The following is a 19692-nucleotide window of genomic DNA, read 5'->3' as shown; positions in this document are numbered from 1 at the left end:
AAAGTAAGGATAGGCCTTGTTACTTGAACATATAATGAAATGATAAATTGAAAAAGAAAACGAAAATAGAAAATTAATTTCAATATATACGTTTTTTTCTGAAGCCAAGTTCAAAATAGAAAACCAGTATAGCTTTGTCTTTATTACAAATCACACTGGTTTTCTATCTTTACTCAACTAATGTCTCAACCACATAGTCTATTACCATTGATCTTGCATAAGGAGATACTTGGATAAACCAGTCAGGAACTAAATAGACATTATCATTTTCCACCGCTGTCAGCTGTTGCCAAATAACACTTTCAGTCAGTGACTTATATCTTTCTATTGCCTGATCATTTTCCTGGGAGGCTGTATTATAATCAAGGAAAAAATGATCAGCATTAACTAATGCTATCCCTTCAAGTGATATAGCTTGACGTTCCTCTGGGACTCCGTTCGCCGGGTTTAATCCTAAATCCTGAAAAAGCGTACCATCAATAAATCGCTGGTCAGTTGTTCCGTGAAGCCTAAACTCTTTAGGTAAAACCCGCATGAAAGCTACTGTTTCCTCTCCTATCGATTCGGAAATTTTTTGTTTGGCTTCTTCTGCTTTTTGTTCATATTGATCCATCCAAGCCTGAGCTTCCTCATCTCTGCCTAGAATTTCACCAAAATTAAAATGTGTTTCACGCCAATCATCATTCCCCAAAATGACCGTAGGGGCAATTTTAGAAAGCTCCTCGTATATTTTTCCAGTTTTCTCTTGTCCAATAATTAGATCAGGCTCTGCGGCCAGAATTACTTCCAAGTCGACCTCGTCTTCACTGATGAATTGAACATCTTCATATAAATCCTGAGGCAAGAGTGAAGATATTTTTTCATTCGACAGTGCTGATTCGCCAGCTACTATTGGTATAATATCAAACACATATAAATTATCAACGAAATTGGAACTTAGTACTGCTATTCGTTCTGGTTCATCTGGAACCTGTGTAACACCCAGTTGATGAATAATTTCATGATACTCTCCCTCATTCGTTTCCATAGTTGATTCTGATTCAACACTCGAATTACTAGAAGAAGTTGATCCACATCCGGTTATAATTATTATTATAAGAACCGCCATTATAGCGAACAAAAGCTGATGTAAAAATGATTTTGATTGTAATATATGATTTTTCATTGTTTCCCCCTCCAATTTATAATAATTTAGATTAATAATCATTCTCAATTATTGTATAGTTAATTTCTTATAGAATCCATGTCATTTTTTATGATTATTAACATGGATTATTTTCAGATCAGAGCAGAGACCTTTTTTGACTCCGTAAACAAGGACACTGCTTCCTCTAGTTGCCTCTCAACTGAATATGGTGCGTAAACAATCCACTGATAGGTATTTAAATAGTAAATTCGCTTAGCCTTTACAGCTGGATGCCGCTGCCACGATTGATAAGCTTGGAGTTGCTTTAGCTTATTTCTGGCATGTACTTTCGACTTGGCCGTAATCAATAAATAATCGGCCTCATAATCCATCACATTTTCTGCAGCAACAGGTAGCCAGTTAATACCCGTTCCAACAGGATATTTCTCTAATTCCTTACGCAACTTTTCAGGAGGTTGGAGCTGTAATGAGCGGTAATAAACATGACCCATATTTCGATTGCCATACATTCTAAATCCGTTGTCGGTGATGCTGCAAATGGCTACAGTGGCTCCACCGATAACAGTCTCCACTTTTTTTCTTGCAATTTTGACTTTTTGCTCATAACTGTAAATCCACTCTTCTGCTTCTTTTTCTTTATTAACTAACTGTGCGATTTGCTTTAGATGATCAAATATATCCATACGTATCCAAGGAATCACAATGATTGGGGCAATATCAGCCAAGTTTTCTCTCACTTTTGCAGCGATATTTTCTTTACACACAACAAAGTCTGGTTTCACTTCCATTAGTGCTTGTCTTTGAAATCCCCATGATTGCGAACGCTCAAATGGAATCGAAACCTGCTTTGTTATATAAGTGAATTCTTTTGCAATATGTGCCGCATGAGGAACGACACCTAGAGTGACCAAATGATCCGTATATGCATATGAGAGTGGCACAATATTTCTACGGATATTTTTTATATAAACGGTTGGTGCCATTCCCTGTTTTGCTTTAAATCGGCGACTAAAATAAAATTCATCATTGTATCCTACCATCCGAGCAATATCCCGAATTTTGTCATTTGAAAAAAGCATTAACTCTTTGGCCCGATTCATGCGCAAATCGGTTATATATTCGATCGGACCCTTACCTATTTTTTTCTTAAACTGTGAAGAAAAATAGGTTGAATGCATCCCCGCCAATCGAGAAAGCTTATCAAGTCTTAACTCCGAATGGTACATGTTTTGTATATGCTTAATGGACTGTTCAAATGATCGAGTTGTCGACTCATTTGTCATAAGGAAATCGTTATTAAGTATTTCATTGATGATTTCACGCAAATAAATCTGTCCTTTAAATTGCTGACTTTTAATTGTTGAATGCCAACTTTCTATTAAGAGCTCCATTAGGCGAATAAGTGACCCATGTAACTCTAAAGGAATCTGCCCCTCTTTAGGGAAGGTGGTATCCTTCTCATACACTCTATACTGGTTCGTTTTTTCTGATATACGAAATATTTCAAAAGACAATCTATACAATTCTAAGCTACTCTCATTTGTGTTATAGGCTTCAACCTTCATACCAGGAAGAAGTATAAATATATTCTTCTGTGACATCGTCATAAGCTGTTTATTGATAACTATTTCACCTTTTCCTTTTACAATAAAAAAAATTGTATGATGATCAATTGTCTTTTCTTCAAACTGCCAGCCAGGTTTACAATCTAAGCATTCTACATTCAGTATTTCATACATCGCCTGATAAAAGATTGATTGATCGTTTTCAACCTTGTTCATTTCTTATTACCCTCTTCCCTCGACGCCTGTATATTATTTGTTATTCGATTTCTTTTACCATCAATCATACGTCTACCTATCTTGGTGTTTAAACTTAGTCACTCCTAAATAATAGCTAGAACCATAGGTAGATGAAAGGTTATTTCCTTCTTTCCACTCATATTAAATTTCATTTTCTACAAGTTTAGTTTCTTAAGATCTTTATGTAAATGATATCGATAATCATTATCGATTGTATCAGTGTATCTTTATCTACCTCTATCCGTCAATGATAATTTTTTAAGAATACACTTCATTTGATTAATGGAAACATTTTTAAATCCGACAACTCTTGGATTGAAATTATATGCAAGCTATGGATTTTTGAAATATAATAATGAATGAAAAGAAATTAAATTTCACTAAACCACTCTATCCAACTAAACCCTCATCCTACTTGCCCCTGATTCCTACCTCTTTAATGTAACTGTGTTATAAAAAGACAACAGTCATTTATTAGAGAGAATAGTAAACAAATAAACCCCATCATGCACCTTTGATGGGGTTTATTTGTTTACTATTCTATTTCAACTATATTTAGTTAGCTTTTATTTCGTTTAATGTCTCTAACTCTTTTAAAACAATTGGAATTAACGGATGGTCTTTATCTAACCCTGAAACAGCTAGAAGTGCTTTTTCATATCCTTGTTCTTTTATGCTTTTTTGTAAGGATACAGCTTCCTCATCTTCTCTATAGTCAAATTGAAGAGTTGCAGCGATCGCTTTTGCTAAATACGTCGGTTCTTTTTCTAAAGTTTCTAAGTATAAACTAGCCGGACGAATTAAACGATCATTTCCTCCTAATTTACGCAATGGTCCCCTTCCAACACGTGTTACTTCATCAGAAATGTGTGGGTTTAAGAAACGATTTATGATTTTATCAATATATTGTTGATGCTTTTCTGCTTCAAAACCATATTGTTTCACTAAAACAGCACCAGTTTCTTTTAATGTTGCCATAACAAATGACTTTACAATAGGTGCGTCCATTGCCTCTTTAATCGTCTGGTAACCAAGATAGTAGCCTAGATAAGCTGCAACTGCATGACCTGTATTAACAGTGAATAGTTTTCGTTCAATAAAAGGACCTAAATCACGTACATACGTTACGCCATCGATAGGGGGGCTTTCCCCTTTTATGAGATCATCTTCTATAACCCACTCAAAATAGGGTTCAACGGAAACCGTTAATATATCTTTATTCGTTTGGTTTGGTACAATACGGTCAACAGCTGCATTTGGAAAAGCAAATAATTCTTCAAATGTCTCTTTATCTGCTTCATCAATATACTCTAACACTTTTTCCTTAAGGAGGGCACTACCACCAATCATATTTTCACAAGCAATAATATTAAGAGGGGTAGTGGTTTGTTTAATCCGTTTTGTTAACCCCTTCGCAATTAGTTTTGCAATAATTGACAATACATTAGGTCCTACAGCTGTAGTAATAATATCCGCTTTTACAATCTGATCTACAACTGACTCTGGGTCTTCTAAACTGTTCATCCCTGTTATATTTTCAACAATCTCTTCCTCTTGCTGCTCAGAAGCTAAAATAACCTTGTATTGATTTTTTTCGTTAATTGCATTAATCACTTCTTTGTTTACATCGACAAATGTAGTGTGGAAATTGGATCTGTAGAGTAGAGATCCAATAAATCCACGTCCAATATTACCGGCACCAAAGTGTACAGCTTCCATTTAATTCACCTCGCTAAATAGTTCCATAATTTCTTCTTTAGTTGAAGCATTAATTAATTTTTGAATATTTCCTTCATCCGCACAAACAAGAGCAATTTTCGATAAAATTTCTAAATGCTCATTTCCCTTTCCAGCTATACCTATTAAGATATTGACCGTGTTGCCATTAAAATCAACACCTTCAGGAGAAATAACAACAGATAATCCCGTTTCTTTTACAGCACCTTTTGCATCTTCTGTACCATGTGGGATTGCAACATTATTACCAATATAAGTAGTAGTTAATTCTTCTCTTTCTAGCATTTTTTCTACATATGATGATTCGACATAGCCATTTTCCACTAAAATTTTCCCTGTAAAACGTATTGCTTCTTCCTTATTTGTTAATAAAGCATTTAATGTAATATTATCTTTTGTTAGTATTTCTTTTGCCATTTTCGACACTCCTTATTATTTTATAACTTGTCATTAATAAACGAATTTAGATGTTGGTATAAAAATTGACTGATTATACTTTCTTGTTGTGATTGAAAGGTAGTAATACTTTGTTGATCACTAATAATTAATCCACTAATATAACTTAATATCTCCATACTTTCACTATTACTATGTTCAGGCAAGAGCATTAAAAGAAATGTGTTTGCTTGCATGTCTTGATCATCCATTCCGACTATAGTAACAGGATGTTCTAATGCATATATAGTGAACGACGGCTTTCTTACAAATTCACTTCTTGCATGATAAAGTGCTAAAGAAGTATCTGGAATACCTATCCCACCAAGGTTTTCACGAGTAACAAGAGCTTTAAACACGCCTGCGCTATTATTAATGTTCTGTGCTTCTTTTAAATTTTCACAGGCAACTTCTAAAATTTCTTCCTTAGTTAAGATCTCTTTGATCGAGTGAACCTTAAACTCTATAAGTAAATCAAGCGTTACTTTTGAATAATTTTGCATACGTTGTAATCTTGTAACAATCCGTTCTTGCGGATCACCTTCTACTATTGACTCAGTAACCAATTGTTTCTTGGCACCGGTTTTACGTTGCTGCCTTACAATAGTTTTAATTCTATCAATCTCTTTCTCTGTGAGAATGGGTGAAACCAAGATATAGTTACTTATTTTTTCTCGAAATGCAATAGTTGATATAACAAGATTATATGAATTTAAATTAATTTCATCTAGCTCAAATAACGAACGATTATCTATTTTTGCAATTTCAGGAATTTCCTGAATCAAACGTGTTGCTAGCATTTTTGAAGTTCCTATGCCACTTGAACAAATAACCAAAACAGTTAATTCAGATGGTTCCTCACGACGGATTGTAGCTGAAGCAAAATGTAGCACAAGGTAAGCAATCTCTTCTTGCGGAAATTCAGTACCAAGGAATACCTCTTTACAACCATCCTCTAGAGTGATGAATAATTCTTTATAATCATTTAATATCTCCGTTAATAAGGGATTTTTAATGTGCATACCTTTTTGAATTCTGTACATAGTCGGTTTTAGATGTGTAACTAGATCGTTAAATAAATGCTTATTTTCTGTTAAATTCACTTCTAATCTATCGCCAACATAATTAATTAATTCTCTTGCTTTGAATGCAATATCTAAAGATGATTCCTCAACTAAATAGTCATGATCAGATCTTATTTTTGCTCCAAGAAGGTGCATTGTAATGTAACCAATCTCATCTTTAGGTATGCTCATATGAAAAGCAACTTCTAAATCATTTATAATGTTTTTGGCAATTTCGTATTCTTTGGTATCTTTTATTTCATTCAAATAGTTTAAGTCGAATCGAATACGCTCTCCTTGCTGTAAACGTTCAATAGCAAGAGCTAAATGGACAACCAACCCGATGTGCGCACTATCAGCAAGCTCATAAGGTAGTTCATTACGTACATGATCTATACTTTTTTCTATCGTGACTAACTTTGATTGATCTACAAGACCTAACAGTCTCTCTGAGATCGAATCTAATTGTTGTTTTGATTTTTTTTCGATATTTTCTTTGATAAATATAATAAAATCTAACTCATCTACATATTTAGAAATCAGAAAACTTAAAGCAGATCTTTTATTGGATTCACTACCAGAGATATTTACTCCATAACCTCTTTTTCGAATAAGCTTTAGTTCGTACGTTTCTAAAATCTCACTAATTTTGTCTAAATCATTGCTTACAGTTGCAATCGTCACGTGTAACTCATTAGCCAATGTAAACAACTTTATTGGTTCACTTGTCTCCAATAAGGTAGATAGGATAATTGCCTGGCGTTCATCTGGCGTATAATCTGTGTGTTCCACTTGTGTTATAGCCAAGCTTAGTTTTCGTTTATTTTCCTTACTTCCATTTACTTTTACCCCAACACCGGATTTTTTGTTTAAACTTAGCTGATAATAATCTAAAGTATCTTCAACGCTTTTTAAATCTCGATGTATGGTTCTACCACTAACTTCTAAATTGCTAGCTAATTGTTGAATCGTTGCACCATTTTCTTGCAGTAACAAAAGTTCAATGATTTTTCTTTCTCTTCCAGAGATGTACAGTCTGATCACCTCCTAATGGTGTGTTAAAAGCAGAACATGTTGACACAAATAGAAAAGCAACACCGTATGTCTATACTATACCTTTTAAAATAAAGTATTCAATCAGTTCCAGAACTATTTTCGTCTTAAAAGTTGTTGCCATTATTTAATAACTTTTTAAATTGTTTGTTTCTAAAAAGCCTTAACTTTCAACTGAGAGTGAAAGTTAAGGCTATAATTACGTACTTATTTTTTTAATTGTGATACAAGTTCTTCATATTTAGGACTATTCAAAAAGTTTTCTACCGAAATGTGTTGTGCTCCTGGTAATTTAGCCTTCGCACGATCGGTAAGATCTTTATGTGTAATAACAATATCTGCATCACTTGGTATATCATTTATTGCTGTATTAGTAACTTCAATACCTATATTTGCTTTCTTGAATTTATCTCTTAGTAACGATGCTCCCATTGCACTGGAACCCATACCTGCATCACAAGCAAAGATAACTTTATTTACGTTTTCTGCATTTAGTGATGTAACATTATCTTTGTGACTTGCAAATGAATCTGCTACAGAACTCTTTTTGCCTTTCATTCCTTCCATTTTACCTGCTGCTGTTTCAATATCTTCCTCTTTATCATCTTTACTTGATTTAAGAATGACTGAAGCAATTAAGAATGAAACGGCTGTCGCGGCGATAACACCTAGTAGTACACCAATATGATTACCTCTTGGAGTCATTGCTATTAATGCAAAAATACTTCCCGGAGATGGCGTAGCAGACAATCCTGCATTAAATATAGTAAATGTTAGTACACCTGTTGCTCCACCACCAATAGCTGCTAAAATTAATGCTGGTTTCATCAATATATACGGGAAATAAATCTCATGAATACCACCTAAAAAGTGAATAACAGAAGCTCCATAAGCTGAACTCTTTGACATTCCTTTTCCAAATACCATGAATGCTAGCAAAATTCCTAGCCCTGGTCCAGGATTGGTTTCTAATAAGAACAATACAGATTTACCTGTTGCTGCTGCTTCTTCAACACCTAAAGGACTTAAAATTCCATGATTTATAACATTGTTTAAAAACAACACTTTAGCTGGTTCTATAAAAATACTCGCTAATGGTAATAAACCTGCATTTACAATTACTTCAACACCTGATCCTAGAAGATTATTTAATCCTTCTACAACGGGACCAATGATTTTCATCGCTACCCCTGCTAATACCGCAGCTAATATACCTGCCGAGAAATTATTATATAACATTTCAAAACCAGAACGAATTTTTGGTAGTAGTGGTTTATCAATACTCTTAATTAGGTAACCACCTAGAGGCCCCATTAACATTGCACCTAAAAACATCGGAATATCGGCACCAACAATAACACCCATAGTTGCTGTAGCACCAACTACACCACCACGAACGCCATAAACCATTTTACCACCAGTAAAACCAATTAAGAGTGGTAATAAATATTTGATCATTGGGTCTACCATTTCTGCTAAATCTGCATTTGGCGTCCAACCAGTCTCAATGAATAGAGCTGTAATAATCCCCCAAGCAATAAATGCTGCAATATTTGGCATAATCATTCCACTTAAATAACTACCGAACTGTTGTATTTTTGCGCGAACCCCTTTTTCTGCCATAAAAAATTTCCCCTTCCTTAACTTAAAATAATATGAGTCATATGAACCTTCTCCTTAATAATAAAGCGTATACAATATTTAAAGCAACGCTTTCAAAATTTAGTTTTGTCAATACTAATGTTGACAGAATTATAAATTGACAACTTTATCAGTATTAGATGAAAATTATATCCAAATAAATTCAGCCAAGAAAGAGGCATAGTTGTTATATGTTATAATGAGGCAAACTGAATTATAAGGAGACCGTTATGGAAAAAAATCTAGATCATATTGGAGTTGCAGTTAGAAATATAGAGGATAGCATTTCATTTTATAAAAATGTCTTAGGTGCGGAACTGATTGATCACTACAAAAGTGAAGCTGTCGGTGTAGAAAGTGAGATTGCGATTATGGAAGTGAATGGTTTTCGAACAGAGTTACTAGCACCAACCAATAACACAACCTCTCCTATCGCCAAATTTATTAAACAAAAGGGAAAAGGTGTTCACCATTTAGCTTACAAAGTTGATAATTTGGATAATGCCCGAATTGAATTAGAGGAACGAGGAATTCGTGTATTAGAAGATACATTACGGACAAACAAACACGGTCGTCGCTTAATCTACTTAAATCCCGCTGATACGGAAGGGACTATTATTGAGTATTGTGATTATCCAACAAATGATTAATTGCACAACTTATGCCAACCTTACTATAATGCTAGACTTTATTGCCCTTATACATTTCGATCCATTCTTCAACCGTAATTTTGGATACTAACTCGCCAATTAATGCATAGGGAATTTTTTTAGGATTTGTAAATCGAATACAACTTTTCCCCATATTAAGCTTTGTTGATACAAATTTAGGATATTCTTGTTGGAACCAACCTAGCAATTCCACATCAGCATAGATCCCCATATGATAAACAGCAATATGGTTCTTTTTTATTCCTATGCTAATAAAAGGAAGCGGTGTATCCGATTTACAATGGTATCCTTCAGAAAAAATAGATAATGGCACCACGAAAGAAGGCATCCCGTATTGCATTTCAAACTCAAAACCACTGGGAATATTCTCAGCAATCGTTTTATTGAGTTCTAAAAACGCTTCTTGCCACTTTGCCTCTTTATCCTTTAGATATTTATTAATTTCAACCATTGACATGTTTACCCCTCCACTTCAACTACTGCAATAAAGAAGCTTTGACCAATTATCATGATCAAAGCCTCTTTCCAACTATTCTTTGTTATTTTCATCTTCCCGTTCTTTCTTAGATTCACTAACTTCATCTTGGATAGCGCCTTTCGCTTTATCCTTCTTTCCCTTTGCTTGCAACTTCGGATCGTCGGTAGCATTACCGAATTGATCTTTAATTTCTCCCTTTGCCTTGTTGATAGTACTTTTTACTTTATCACTTAGGCCCTTCTTATCTGCCATTATGATCACGTCTCCTTTATCTTATCTTAGAGAACTTTACCCGAATAACTTTTGTTTAAAACACTGATACAGTTTGCTAAATGATAACAAGTGCCTACTTTTCAGAAGAGGGAATTACATAAGATAATTCCTTATAAAGTTTCACGTAGACGTTGAAGGTCCTGCATCGGAGGCAATCCAAACTTTCGGGTATATTCCCGACTAAAATGTGAGGGGCTTTCGTATCCGACATGAAACGAAGCCTCTGCCGCATTTAGTTCTCCTATAAAGAGCAGTCGGCGAGCTTCTTGAAGGCGGAGCTGTTTCTGATACTGAATCGGGCTCATGCCTGTGACCTCCTTAAAATAACTGTAGAAGGATGAAGCGCTCATTCGTACTTCCTCCGCCAGCTCTTCAACTCGAATAGGCTGGTCAAATGTAAAATTTAGTCGCTTGATCACCTTTGCAATCCGCTGGGCTTGGCTCCCGATAAGTGCAAAGTGCTTCAAGGTCTCATTCTGTTCATCCTGTAGAAGTCGGTAAATGATCTCACGGTTGAGACCTGTAGAAAGCACAGGAATATCTTGTGGTGTATCTAAAAGTAGGACTAGTCGCAACACGGCGTCGAGGAGCGAGTCACCCATCCGGCTAATTACCAGACCACGTCTTGATTCAGATTTAGAACTCCACGATTGATCCGATGATTGTAGGATATCAAGAACCTGATTCATATCAAGCTGTAACTGCAAACTTAAGTAAGGGATTTCAGGTGAAGCCTCTACGACTTGACCCATGATTGGCAAATGAACAGAAGCCGTCAAATAGCTGGCTGGATCATATTGAAAGCTCTCTTTTGCAAGCATGACTACTTTTGAGCCTTGAGCCACTATACAGAGAGATGGCTCGTAGACAGAGTAAACTGGTTCAGAAATTTTGGAAGTACGAATAAAGCGCAAACCCGGAATAGCCGTCTCCTGCGTGCCGTCTGTTCGAATAAATTGTCCAATTACCTCCTTTAATTCTCGATTTCGTTTCACAGATTCTCCCCCATTCTTTTCATCCTGTCTCAATGTCTTTTTCATATTATACTATAATCTTTTAGAGGATTAGGCAAGACTTGTGAATATTTCGGCTACCGTCCTGCTTACAAATTGATTCATAATAAAGCTGTGGTAGGAAGAATGACTAGGGTTCTGTTACAAGTTCTTTCTTTAATCTATTGATGATGCAAGACCCGAACGCAAATTCCAATCGAGAATGAAAGGAGAAAATGATATGAAAAACGAACTGACAATATCACGTCCTTATGTCGGCATGTGGGTCACCGCAGATAGAAACATTCGGCATGAACTACTGCCAAACGGAAGATATGATGAAGCCCGCGATGATCGCACAAGCGCTTACCAAGGCAGTTATACGATCGTGGGCAACCATATCAAATATGTAGATGACACAGGCTTTACGGCTGATGGTGACTTTGTCGACGGTTTACTCTATCACGCAGGAATGGTGCTATATCTGAAAAAATAAAAAGACAAGGGTGAATATTAATGTATTCAATTGAAGGGAAAACAGTTATTATTACAGGTGCTAGTAGTGGAATCGGCGAAGAAACAGCACGTCTACTAGCTAGACAGGGTGCTAATATTGTTATTGGAGCGAGGCGCGTCGAAAGATTGGAGGCCTTGGCAGCCGAAATTCGAACGAATGGAGGTTCTGTAACGTTTCAAAGACTTGACGTGACAGAGCTTGGACAAATGCAGGAAATCATCAAATTGGCCCAGACCCATTTCGGACAGGTAGATGCGATTGTAAACAATGCTGGCGTGATGCCTCTCTCACCATTAGAAGCTCTAAAGATCGAAGAATGGAATAGAATGATTGACGTTAATATCCGTGGTCTTCTTCATGGTATTGCCGCAGGACTCCCAGTTATGAAGAAGCAGGGTTTTGGACAATTCGTTAACATTGCCTCCATTGGCGCCTATGAGGTATCACCTACAGCAACAGTTTACTGCGCAACCAAATATGCAGTGCGGGCAATCACGGACGGATTGCGACAAGAGGCGGCGGGACAGAACATTCGTGTGACTCTTGTATCGCCTGGCGTAACGGAGTCTGAGCTTGCCGATAGCATTACACATAAAGGAGCAATAGATTTTATGAAAGAATACAGACGCAATGCACTACCAGCCGCAACTATCGCTCGTTCCATTGTTTATGCGATTGAGCAACCTGCTAATGTCGATGTGAATGAAATGATAATTAGACCGTTGGTTTAGTACATTTTTGTATAGTCAAGGGAGCACTTGCCTACTCCCTTGACTAACTATAGAGTATTTAAAACTGCTTTCAGCAAAGAAAAAGTGATATTTTCAAATTTGCAATAGTAAATTATCCTTATAATAGTATATAACGATAAGCAAAATCACCAGAGAACATTCAAAATTTGGAGGAGGAGGAGACGATTGGCCTGTTGCGATCGTTGAGTAATAAAATTGAGCTAAATGGCTTAAATTCTATCTTTCATAGGGCTGAGGCCGTTTTAATGAGGCGAAAGAGGGCTATTAGAGAAAAAGAATCAGGCTGGATCCGCATTGGATCCAGCCTGATTCTTTGTTGAATATTAATTTGTATGTTACAAAAAAAAAAAGTTCTATACTATGATGCGCTCCATATAGTAAAATGACTTTAATTTCTTAAATGATATAACAAAAAAGTTCTATACTCATCTTTCATTATATGGAATACTATTTAATGCGCATGAAAAAAAAGTTCTATACTTACTGATTGCGACCATATAAATATACCACTTCTTCAATGTTATTTACCAGCGATTGTAACGAGTTACCACTTTTTGCCCAATGCATTTACCAATTGAGTGATACCAAGAGAATATAGATTTACAACTTTAAGGGATTTAAGAGATAAAAAAGTCTAATACTTCTGTAATTTACCGAGAAATTAGACCAATGATCTTCAATAATTGCGCCCGATTGTGAAATATCCTTTTTCTATTGCATAGAATGGTTGTACTACGCAATACAAGAGTACTCCACAATCTGGACCTTTAATTGAATACCATTCTAGAGAGTTTTAGTATCAACAAGAGCAAAAAATAAAAATCTTGTTTAATTAATACAGGATTTTGATCAAACTTTATTACAAATTATCACTCTTTTTTATAAATGATCAGACTTTATTATAAATTATCGAACTTTATTTCAAAGCCACAATATCCCCCGTCGATTTGATAGAAAACCACGGACTTTGACAGTAAGTTCCGTGTATCTTTAATATCGTGAAGTGTTGTAAGGTCGTCATGTTCAGCATAAATAGAAAGTTTTGGGAGTTGAGTGTTTGAAAAGTCGGTATCTTCTGTCGGGTAAGCCCCTAACAAAATAAGGCCGCTAGCTTCTTGTGGTAATTGTAGACATAGTTTGCTGCTGAAACACCTCCCAACGCCCCCCTATAAACCAATGAGAAATAGATGAATAATTGTCAATAATCTCATTTGCCTTATTCGTGTCAAGGATAGGGAAATTAAAGAGCATTTGTGGATTTCCCACGAGATAGCCCTGTTCGGAAAGCTGATGTCCGATATAACTATAGGCTTCTGGCTCCACCTTCGCTCCTGAATATAAGATGATCCCCGTTTTCGGATCCCTTTCTGGCTTGAAAATAAGCCAATTATCCTGTTTTTCTGGTCCCCCTTTTATTTTGAAAGTAGGCTGTACAAAGCAAGGAGCTGATTAACGCTACTTCGAAAAAGTTTATAACTGCTCCACTTTCTATCGGTAACCCCACAGCGCTTCCGATAATCATTAATAGGGAACCCACGAAAAACCACGGCCATTTTTGTTTCCGCCAGATGATAATAGAAGCAACAAACAATACGAGTGATACACCTAATACCATGATGGGAGGTCCGTTCGATATTTCGTTTGAACTATAACTTAGTACATCGTATTCAACACTTGCCACTAAATTAAGTCCGAATACTTCAGTGAAAAGTTCTATCAGCACCAATGATACGGTTAATAAAAAGGCAGATATACGCCCTAAAGATTGCTTAGCCCATAAGACTTCTCCTTGTTCAAGTGTTTTCCAAGCATATAGAACGAGCATGGGAGTGAATAATGCATGTATCCAAAAGCGAGCAAGGTTTAATCCTTCTAATAAAGTTCCTGCTCCTATGTATCGCCCAATAGCAATAATTCCGTTGTCATAGATAAGCCCAACCATTACAGGTAAAAGTAACAATATACTCTGTATGTGGTAGGTTCTAAATAGTAATAGTCCTAAAACAAATAGAACGATATAGGCAACTGTAAAAAAGCTGAAAAGAAATGTATCCAATTAACTCTCCTCCTGTTTTGTTAACTCTAATTGATATAAGAATCCCTATTCAGATGTTTCTTAATTAGCACTATAATATTCCTGCAATAATATTATCGTTCTGGTCTTGGCGTAAATTGAATTATATTTAAGAAATAAAATTCTTTGCAATTCTAGCTTCGGCTGCTATTATTATTCAAGGTTTAATGGGGGCTGGACAAGTTGTATTTGGACAACCTCCATTAATTATGGCATTACATTTTGGTTTTTCAGCAATTTCTTTAGCAGCCGTATTTACGATTACTTTTTTTACATTTGAAAAACAATTTAATAAGGTCACCGTACAGGTCGGAATACATTTTAAGCGTTTTATCATTGTAATTACTATTTATGCTTATGCTGTTATCTATACAGGTGCATTTGTAAAGCATATGGGGGCGGCTAAAGTTTGTACGGGGTTTCCTTTATGTAATGGAGAATTCGTCTTATTTAGCCAAGGAACTATTGTATTTAATGATTCAAAATGAATGGCTCGAACAAACAACCGCCTGGGACTATGGATAAAGTAAAGTTAATAAAACAAAAAAAGCAAAATTAAATTTAGTGAACTAAACAATTGGCAGGGTGTCAAATATTCCTATATATTTGTTTTTTTTGATAAGCTAAAAAAATGTAAGCTACCTTTCTCATAGTACGATGTGATTTTAGATGTTCTAATTAGTTCCAATGCTTAGGTTAACGATGGCCTTCTTAATATTGACTTTACCCAAGATGTCTTCCTCTTAATTGAGAATGCAAGCTTCATCACCAATAAAATTAAGTTTGAGATTAAGCTGACAAGAGAATTCACAGAATATCCCTCCACATCGAATTGTAGTGTTGGTGACTAACACTATAATTAATCTTCACTTGTCTAACTGATTTTAATCGATACAGAATATTGTTTGTTACTAAATTTACTGCCGTTAATTTAGTACATTCTTTAAAAATGAAGAACTTTACTGAACAGTATTGGTCAAATACGACAAAACGATCACACTGAAAAGTGATCGTCTTGAATAAATAGCATTTAGTCACGAGTAGCCTTGTACTTCGCAGCAAATGCTCTGTAGCTATTTTGTATTTTCTTCTTCATCAATCTCGAAAGTTTAAAAAGAGTTCTGGAACCTTTTTATCAGTCCTTTAACCAATTTATGATTCACCACAAGACTTAAAAATATAGGTGGATATAGCGCTCCAGAGTACCAAAGTTTCCACCCATTATAATAAAAATATCCCGCTTTTACAGAGAGCCATTCAAAGATAACTGCGAACAAAGACCAAAGGAAAATATAAAACCATTTTTGGGTGACCTTTTTTTCGGAAGGATAATGATTTAGAAACAAAAAACTTATTGCTGGAAAGTATAAAATGATACCGAGAAGTCCCACCCATTGAAATCCGTTCTGAAAATAACCATAAAGATGAAGATGCAAATCAAATATAATATCAGTAGTTAAATATGCAATTATGTTAAAAAAGATAAATGCAATAAATATTAGTATCCACAAATTACACACCCCATGGCTATGTCGGCTTTGCTTCGGTACTTCTTTATTAACAGCTTCAGAAGTGTATCCCACTGGTATTGTAGCTCGTTCATATCTCAAATCCCCTGTTATTTTACTAATATAAACATCAAGTTCTTCATAATAAATTTAACATAATTCCCTTGGCTTTTTATCATCTGCTATAAAATATACAAACATCCGCATTATCATTATTTTCTATTGATATGTAGTCCATTATGTGCCTAGTTCGCGTAATCTTCGGGTTTACTGGCATAGAAATACCTTCATAAAAATTGCTCTTTTTATGTTTACACTAGAAGTTATCTTTATTCTGTATTTTTATGATAGAGTATTTTAGATTTATCATCTTCAACTAATCTAAGATTAGTCTACTCTATTTCATATCACTTATTTTTACATCAAAAATACCCAATAAAGAGATTATAATTACAATTGATATTAACCAAGCTAGGAGAGGTCGTTTGTGGTGTATAGGTGAAATGAAGAAAATAATACCTGTAAATAAGAAAGACCACCACAAGTTCCAACCATTATGATATGTGATAAACCCTAATTTACTGTTTATGAACTCTATTGTCATATATACTCCAACCCATAATAAAAACCATAGGAAACGTTTTTGCCATCCTTCAGGAAATCTTCCCAGATAAATTAACACTGTCGCAGAATAAGAAACAAGCATAGCTAAGATTGTAATCAGAGTATGATTAGGTAATATTAAATCATGAAAAAGCCACATGGACTTATTATAAAGTAGAAAATTATATAGAAAATCTCCAATAATGAGGAATAATATGGTTGAATAATACTTCTTCCAGTTTTTCAAATCTCCCCATATATATCCTGCTATTAAGTAGAAAACATTAATTAAAATGTACATTAAACCATTCCTCCGGCTAATCATATTACCATCCTTTCCCAAGTCAGATATAGTTATAGGGATACACAATAACTTTTTTCACAAATTCATTTAAAAATTAAAAATATTTGCTACACAGTATTTAGTCAAATACGACAAAACGATCACCCTAAAAAGTGATCGTCTTGAATAAATAGCATTTAGTCACGAGTAGCGTTGTACTGTGTAGTAATGACTTGGTTTATTAATTGTTTTCATCAACATAAGCACCTTAACTCTAAATAAATAAATTAATTCACAACCTTAAAAACGCACACCTTTTTAGTACTCAATTTTACTAAATCATGTCCATAGCAGTCCCTAGTAATTTGAATAGGAATCTAATATAAGGGAAAACTTAAAATAGAAAACTTAAAATATGGGGGAATAAAACATGGAGGAATTAGGGGAGAAAATAGATAAACTTACAAATCAAGTGACTGACTTAAGAATGGAGTTATGGACCAAGTACACATTATTCACTTGGCAATGGTGGATGCTTCTTGTTGCATGCATTATAATGTTAGTACTATTCTTTTTATTTATCAAGAAAGAAAGACTTCTCCCCTCCATTGCGTATCTCGGTATCATATACATATTAAATAGAAACTTAGATGATCTTGCAACAGCAATGGATTGGTATGACTATCGAATACAACTTGAACCGATTATCCCAACAATGTTACCTGCTAATCTTTTTATCATTCCAATTGGACTTACATTAACATACGACAGATATGAGAACTGGAAATCATTTTTGATTGCTTTAGGCGTATTTTCCGCTTTTATATCTTACATCGCTCTTCCCATGATGAAAGCCGTAAACATCTACCTCGAAAAAAGCTGGAATGCCCATTGGTCTTTTATAAGTCTAGTTATAATGGCTGTTATTTCTAAGGCTATCATAGACAAAGTTAAATTAAAATATAATGGTTAATGATTTTTCAAAGGACAATAATAGAAAGGACTACCAAATGTCCTTTCTTATTCACAAAAAACACTATCTACAATATCTCATATACTTACCTATACTTACTTCTCTAGTTTTTAAGTACATTCCTTACAAAGCACTCTAAAAATGAATATCTTTGCTGCGCAGTATTCGTCTACTACGTAATAATTGAGTTACTCAACAATATGGCCCGATTGTTGAAAATCACTGAATAAGGTTTCCCTAACACGCATTTTTTTGTGATAAGTAATATAGTTTCATTCCTACTCAGTATGTTCTCGAAGTACATTTTCAGCTTTAGTATCTAAATTCGTTTTTAAACCAGCTTTTCTCCGTACTAACCATTCTGTTACATTCTGACCTTGTTCTTTTAATTGATCAACAATATAGTGTATTCTCCTAATTTGAAATGACGGTACATCCTCAACCAACTGATCAAGGTAAGTTTGATTATGAAGAGCTCCATCAGTTCGTACTAAAACTAAATGAACGTGTTAATCACAGCTATAACCAAGGTAACGGAAAGATTCCAATTCTTGCCTTAGAACAAGAAAAGAGTCACTTACTCCCCCTACCAAGGAAAGAAATAAGAGACTCTTATAAAATCAAGCATAAACCTGTAAAAGTAAATCCTTCATGTATGATTACATACAAATCAAATCAGTATTCAGTTCCAGCTGAATACAAAGGAAAAACCGTTGGTTTACAAGTATATGATGATCAAATCCACATTTATTATAACATGGATTTGATTGCACAACATCAACTCAGTCCAAAGAGACTAAATTACAAGAAAGAGCACTACGTAGATTTTTTATCACGTGGTATGCCTAAATATCCTGATATTGATGAGTTAGCAAGAAAGAACCTACAAGCGATCGACGAGGTGTATAAAATTGAATAGCAGCTATCAACAGTTATTAAGTAATCTAGAGTATTTAAAGTTAAAACAAATGGTAATCCATCTAAGTGATACGATAGACTTCAGTACGAAGAATGAGCTTTCCTTGGTTGATACATTAGTTAAGCTAACGAATTATGAAATTGATGTTAGAGAGAAAAGTATGATCAACTCTATGGTTAAGGTGGCGGGTTTCCCCCACCGAAAAGAAATAAGTGCGTTTGATTTTGACTTTCAACCAGCAATAAGTAAACAACAGATTCTCGATTTTACTTCCTTACGCTTTATCGAAGATAAACAAAATATTATATTTATGGGAACTAGTGGAGTTGGTAAAACACATCTGGCAACTTCCATAGGTATCGCTGCAGCTAAGAAAAGAACAAGTACTTATTTTATAAAGTGTAACGAACTAATACTAAACCTAATGAAAGCAAAACTAGAAAACAGATTAGAGGCGCGACTAAAACACTACGGGAAATACAAATTATTAATTATAGATGAGATAGGTTATTTACCAATTGACAAAGAAGATGCCAAGCTATTCTTCCAATTAATTGATTTGAGATATGAAAAGAAAAGCACCATTTTAACGACGAATATTGGCTTCAAAGAATGGGATGGGGTGTTCCAAGATACTAAGTTAGCAAACGCTATATTAGACAGAGTGTTACACCACGCAGAAGTAGTCAATATCGTAGACCTTCTTATAGAATTAAGGATCATTTAAAGCAAGATGATGCGTAATTTTGTACATTCTTAAACAATCAAAA

Annotated in this window: 18 protein-coding genes and 3 pseudogenes; 7 read left to right on the top strand and 14 right to left on the bottom strand. The window is 34.8% G+C overall.

Features of this window, described 5'->3' with window-relative positions:
• Positions 1–169: 169 nt before the first annotated feature.
• From D2K62_RS13720 to D2K62_RS13695, 6 genes are all read right to left on the bottom strand, one after another.
• Positions 170–1165 (bottom strand): ABC transporter substrate-binding protein, encoded by a 996-nt coding sequence (locus D2K62_RS13720; RefSeq protein WP_157967386.1) that lies wholly within the window; start codon positions 1163–1165, stop codon positions 170–172.
• A 113-nt stretch (positions 1166–1278) separates the two neighbouring features.
• The gene (locus D2K62_RS13715; RefSeq protein ID WP_112179391.1) at positions 1279–2928 is read right to left on the bottom strand and encodes an AraC family transcriptional regulator; all 1650 of its coding nucleotides are present in this window, start codon (positions 2926–2928) and stop codon (positions 1279–1281) included.
• A gap of 576 nt (positions 2929–3504) precedes the next feature.
• Positions 3505–4668, bottom strand: a complete 1164-nt coding sequence (locus D2K62_RS13710) for a mannitol-1-phosphate 5-dehydrogenase (RefSeq protein WP_112179390.1) — start codon at positions 4666–4668, stop codon at positions 3505–3507.
• Positions 4669–5103, bottom strand: coding sequence for a PTS mannitol transporter subunit IIA (locus D2K62_RS13705; RefSeq protein ID WP_117161612.1), 435 nt, complete (start codon positions 5101–5103; stop codon positions 4669–4671).
• Positions 5104–5123: 20 nt separating this feature from the next.
• Positions 5124–7229, bottom strand: coding sequence for a BglG family transcription antiterminator (locus D2K62_RS13700; protein WP_232824268.1), 2106 nt, complete (start codon positions 7227–7229; stop codon positions 5124–5126).
• Positions 7230–7445: 216 nt separating this feature from the next.
• Entirely contained in the window at positions 7446–8861 is a 1416-nt protein-coding gene (locus D2K62_RS13695) for a PTS mannitol transporter subunit IIBC (RefSeq protein WP_117149381.1), read from the bottom strand.
• 248 nt (positions 8862–9109) lie between these two features.
• Here D2K62_RS13695 and D2K62_RS13690 point away from each other — a divergent pair, with 248 nt between their 5' ends.
• Positions 9110–9529, top strand: coding sequence for a VOC family protein (locus tag D2K62_RS13690; RefSeq protein ID WP_112179387.1), 420 nt, complete (start codon positions 9110–9112; stop codon positions 9527–9529).
• 31 nt (positions 9530–9560) lie between these two features.
• On the opposite strand, the gene D2K62_RS13685 is transcribed toward D2K62_RS13690, so the two are convergent.
• The 3 genes from D2K62_RS13685 to D2K62_RS13675 all read right to left on the bottom strand — a co-directional run bounded on the left by D2K62_RS13685 (position 9561) and on the right by D2K62_RS13675 (position 11341).
• Entirely contained in the window at positions 9561–10007 is a 447-nt protein-coding gene (locus tag D2K62_RS13685; protein WP_112179386.1) for a DUF1801 domain-containing protein, read from the bottom strand.
• 72 nt (positions 10008–10079) lie between these two features.
• On the bottom strand, positions 10080–10280 hold the full coding sequence (locus tag D2K62_RS13680; protein ID WP_112179385.1) for a CsbD family protein: 201 nt from the start codon (positions 10278–10280) through the stop codon (positions 10080–10082).
• Positions 10281–10411: 131 nt separating this feature from the next.
• Positions 10412–11341 (bottom strand): AraC family transcriptional regulator, encoded by a 930-nt coding sequence (locus D2K62_RS13675; RefSeq protein ID WP_117149380.1) that lies wholly within the window; start codon positions 11339–11341, stop codon positions 10412–10414.
• A gap of 193 nt (positions 11342–11534) precedes the next feature.
• Between D2K62_RS13675 and D2K62_RS13670 the strand changes: the two genes are divergently transcribed.
• Together D2K62_RS13670 and D2K62_RS13665 are read left to right on the top strand one after the other, a co-directional pair.
• Positions 11535–11789, top strand: a complete 255-nt coding sequence (locus D2K62_RS13670; RefSeq protein ID WP_112179381.1) for an Atu4866 domain-containing protein — start codon at positions 11535–11537, stop codon at positions 11787–11789.
• Positions 11790–11809: 20 nt separating this feature from the next.
• A complete protein-coding gene (locus tag D2K62_RS13665; protein WP_112179379.1) occupies positions 11810–12541 on the top strand; it encodes an SDR family oxidoreductase in 732 nt (243 codons plus the stop codon).
• A gap of 920 nt (positions 12542–13461) precedes the next feature.
• On the opposite strand, the pseudogene D2K62_RS19495 reads toward D2K62_RS13665, so the two are convergent.
• The 3 genes and pseudogenes from D2K62_RS19495 to D2K62_RS13650 all read right to left on the bottom strand — a co-directional run.
• Positions 13462–13701 (bottom strand): annotated as a pseudogene (locus D2K62_RS19495) (alpha/beta hydrolase); the annotation flags it as partial.
• Complete coding sequence (locus tag D2K62_RS19490) at positions 13670–13906, bottom strand: alpha/beta hydrolase (protein WP_369974654.1); 237 nt, start codon at positions 13904–13906, stop codon at positions 13670–13672. The gene D2K62_RS19490 and the pseudogene D2K62_RS19495, both read right to left, overlap by 32 nt.
• A gap of 43 nt (positions 13907–13949) precedes the next feature.
• Positions 13950–14618, bottom strand: a complete 669-nt coding sequence (locus D2K62_RS13650) for a hypothetical protein (protein ID WP_112179374.1) — start codon at positions 14616–14618, stop codon at positions 13950–13952.
• Between the two features lie 134 nt (positions 14619–14752).
• On the opposite strand from D2K62_RS13650, the gene D2K62_RS13645 reads away from it, so the two are divergent.
• Positions 14753–15124 (top strand): COX15/CtaA family protein, encoded by a 372-nt coding sequence (locus D2K62_RS13645; protein WP_332871755.1) that lies wholly within the window; start codon positions 14753–14755, stop codon positions 15122–15124.
• Positions 15125–15745: 621 nt separating this feature from the next.
• On the opposite strand, the gene D2K62_RS19485 is transcribed toward D2K62_RS13645, so the two are convergent.
• Both D2K62_RS19485 and D2K62_RS13635 read right to left on the bottom strand, forming a co-directional pair.
• On the bottom strand, positions 15746–16156 hold the full coding sequence (locus tag D2K62_RS19485; protein ID WP_369974653.1) for a CBO0543 family protein: 411 nt from the start codon (positions 16154–16156) through the stop codon (positions 15746–15748).
• Positions 16157–16541: 385 nt separating this feature from the next.
• A complete protein-coding gene (locus D2K62_RS13635; RefSeq protein WP_112179370.1) occupies positions 16542–17048 on the bottom strand; it encodes a CBO0543 family protein in 507 nt (168 codons plus the stop codon).
• Between the two features lie 412 nt (positions 17049–17460).
• On the opposite strand from D2K62_RS13635, the gene D2K62_RS13630 reads away from it, so the two are divergent.
• From D2K62_RS13630 to istB, 3 genes and pseudogenes are all read left to right on the top strand, one after another.
• Positions 17461–18003: a CBO0543 family protein gene (locus D2K62_RS13630; RefSeq protein ID WP_112179368.1), complete on the top strand. Its 543-nt coding sequence runs from the start codon at positions 17461–17463 to the stop codon at positions 18001–18003.
• Positions 18004–18448: 445 nt separating this feature from the next.
• Positions 18449–18922, top strand: a pseudogene (locus D2K62_RS13625) (Mu transposase domain-containing protein); the annotation flags it as partial.
• Positions 18915–19666 (top strand): annotated as a pseudogene (gene istB, locus D2K62_RS13620) (IS21-like element helper ATPase IstB). The pseudogenes D2K62_RS13625 and istB, both read left to right, overlap by 8 nt.
• The last annotated feature ends 26 nt before the right edge of the window (positions 19667–19692 follow it).

This window comes from Paraliobacillus sp. X-1268 (assembly GCF_003426095.1).
In the GTDB taxonomy this organism is placed as follows: Bacteria; Bacillota; Bacilli; order Bacillales; family Amphibacillaceae; genus Paraliobacillus_A; species Paraliobacillus_A zengyii.
The sequence above is the reverse complement of the archived record's forward strand: the minus strand, read 5'-3'. Positions and strand labels throughout refer to the sequence as shown.

What these genes read in the sequence shown, in the direction of transcription:
- D2K62_RS13720 (WP_157967386.1), bottom strand. Translation starts at nt 1,165, where the DNA reads ATGAAAAATCATATATTACAATCAAAATCATTTTTACATCAGCTTTTG.
- D2K62_RS13715 (WP_112179391.1), bottom strand. Translation starts at nt 2,928, where the DNA reads ATGAACAAGGTTGAAAACGATCAATCAATCTTTTATCAGGCGATGTAT.
- D2K62_RS13710 (WP_112179390.1), bottom strand. Translation starts at nt 4,668, where the DNA reads ATGGAAGCTGTACACTTTGGTGCCGGTAATATTGGACGTGGATTTATT.
- D2K62_RS13705 (WP_117161612.1), bottom strand. Translation starts at nt 5,103, where the DNA reads ATGGCAAAAGAAATACTAACAAAAGATAATATTACATTAAATGCTTTA.
- D2K62_RS13695 (WP_117149381.1), bottom strand. Translation starts at nt 8,861, where the DNA reads ATGGCAGAAAAAGGGGTTCGCGCAAAAATACAACAGTTCGGTAGTTAT.
- D2K62_RS13690 (WP_112179387.1), top strand. Translation starts at nt 9,110, where the DNA reads ATGGAAAAAAATCTAGATCATATTGGAGTTGCAGTTAGAAATATAGAG.
- D2K62_RS13685 (WP_112179386.1), bottom strand. Translation starts at nt 10,007, where the DNA reads ATGTCAATGGTTGAAATTAATAAATATCTAAAGGATAAAGAGGCAAAG.
- D2K62_RS13680 (WP_112179385.1), bottom strand. Translation starts at nt 10,280, where the DNA reads ATGGCAGATAAGAAGGGCCTAAGTGATAAAGTAAAAAGTACTATCAAC.
- D2K62_RS13675 (WP_117149380.1), bottom strand. Translation starts at nt 11,341, where the DNA reads ATGAAAAAGACATTGAGACAGGATGAAAAGAATGGGGGAGAATCTGTG.
- D2K62_RS13670 (WP_112179381.1), top strand. Translation starts at nt 11,535, where the DNA reads ATGAAAAACGAACTGACAATATCACGTCCTTATGTCGGCATGTGGGTC.
- D2K62_RS13665 (WP_112179379.1), top strand. Translation starts at nt 11,810, where the DNA reads ATGTATTCAATTGAAGGGAAAACAGTTATTATTACAGGTGCTAGTAGT.
- D2K62_RS13635 (WP_112179370.1), bottom strand. Translation starts at nt 17,048, where the DNA reads ATGTACATTTTAATTAATGTTTTCTACTTAATAGCAGGATATATATGG.
- D2K62_RS13630 (WP_112179368.1), top strand. Translation starts at nt 17,461, where the DNA reads ATGGAGGAATTAGGGGAGAAAATAGATAAACTTACAAATCAAGTGACT.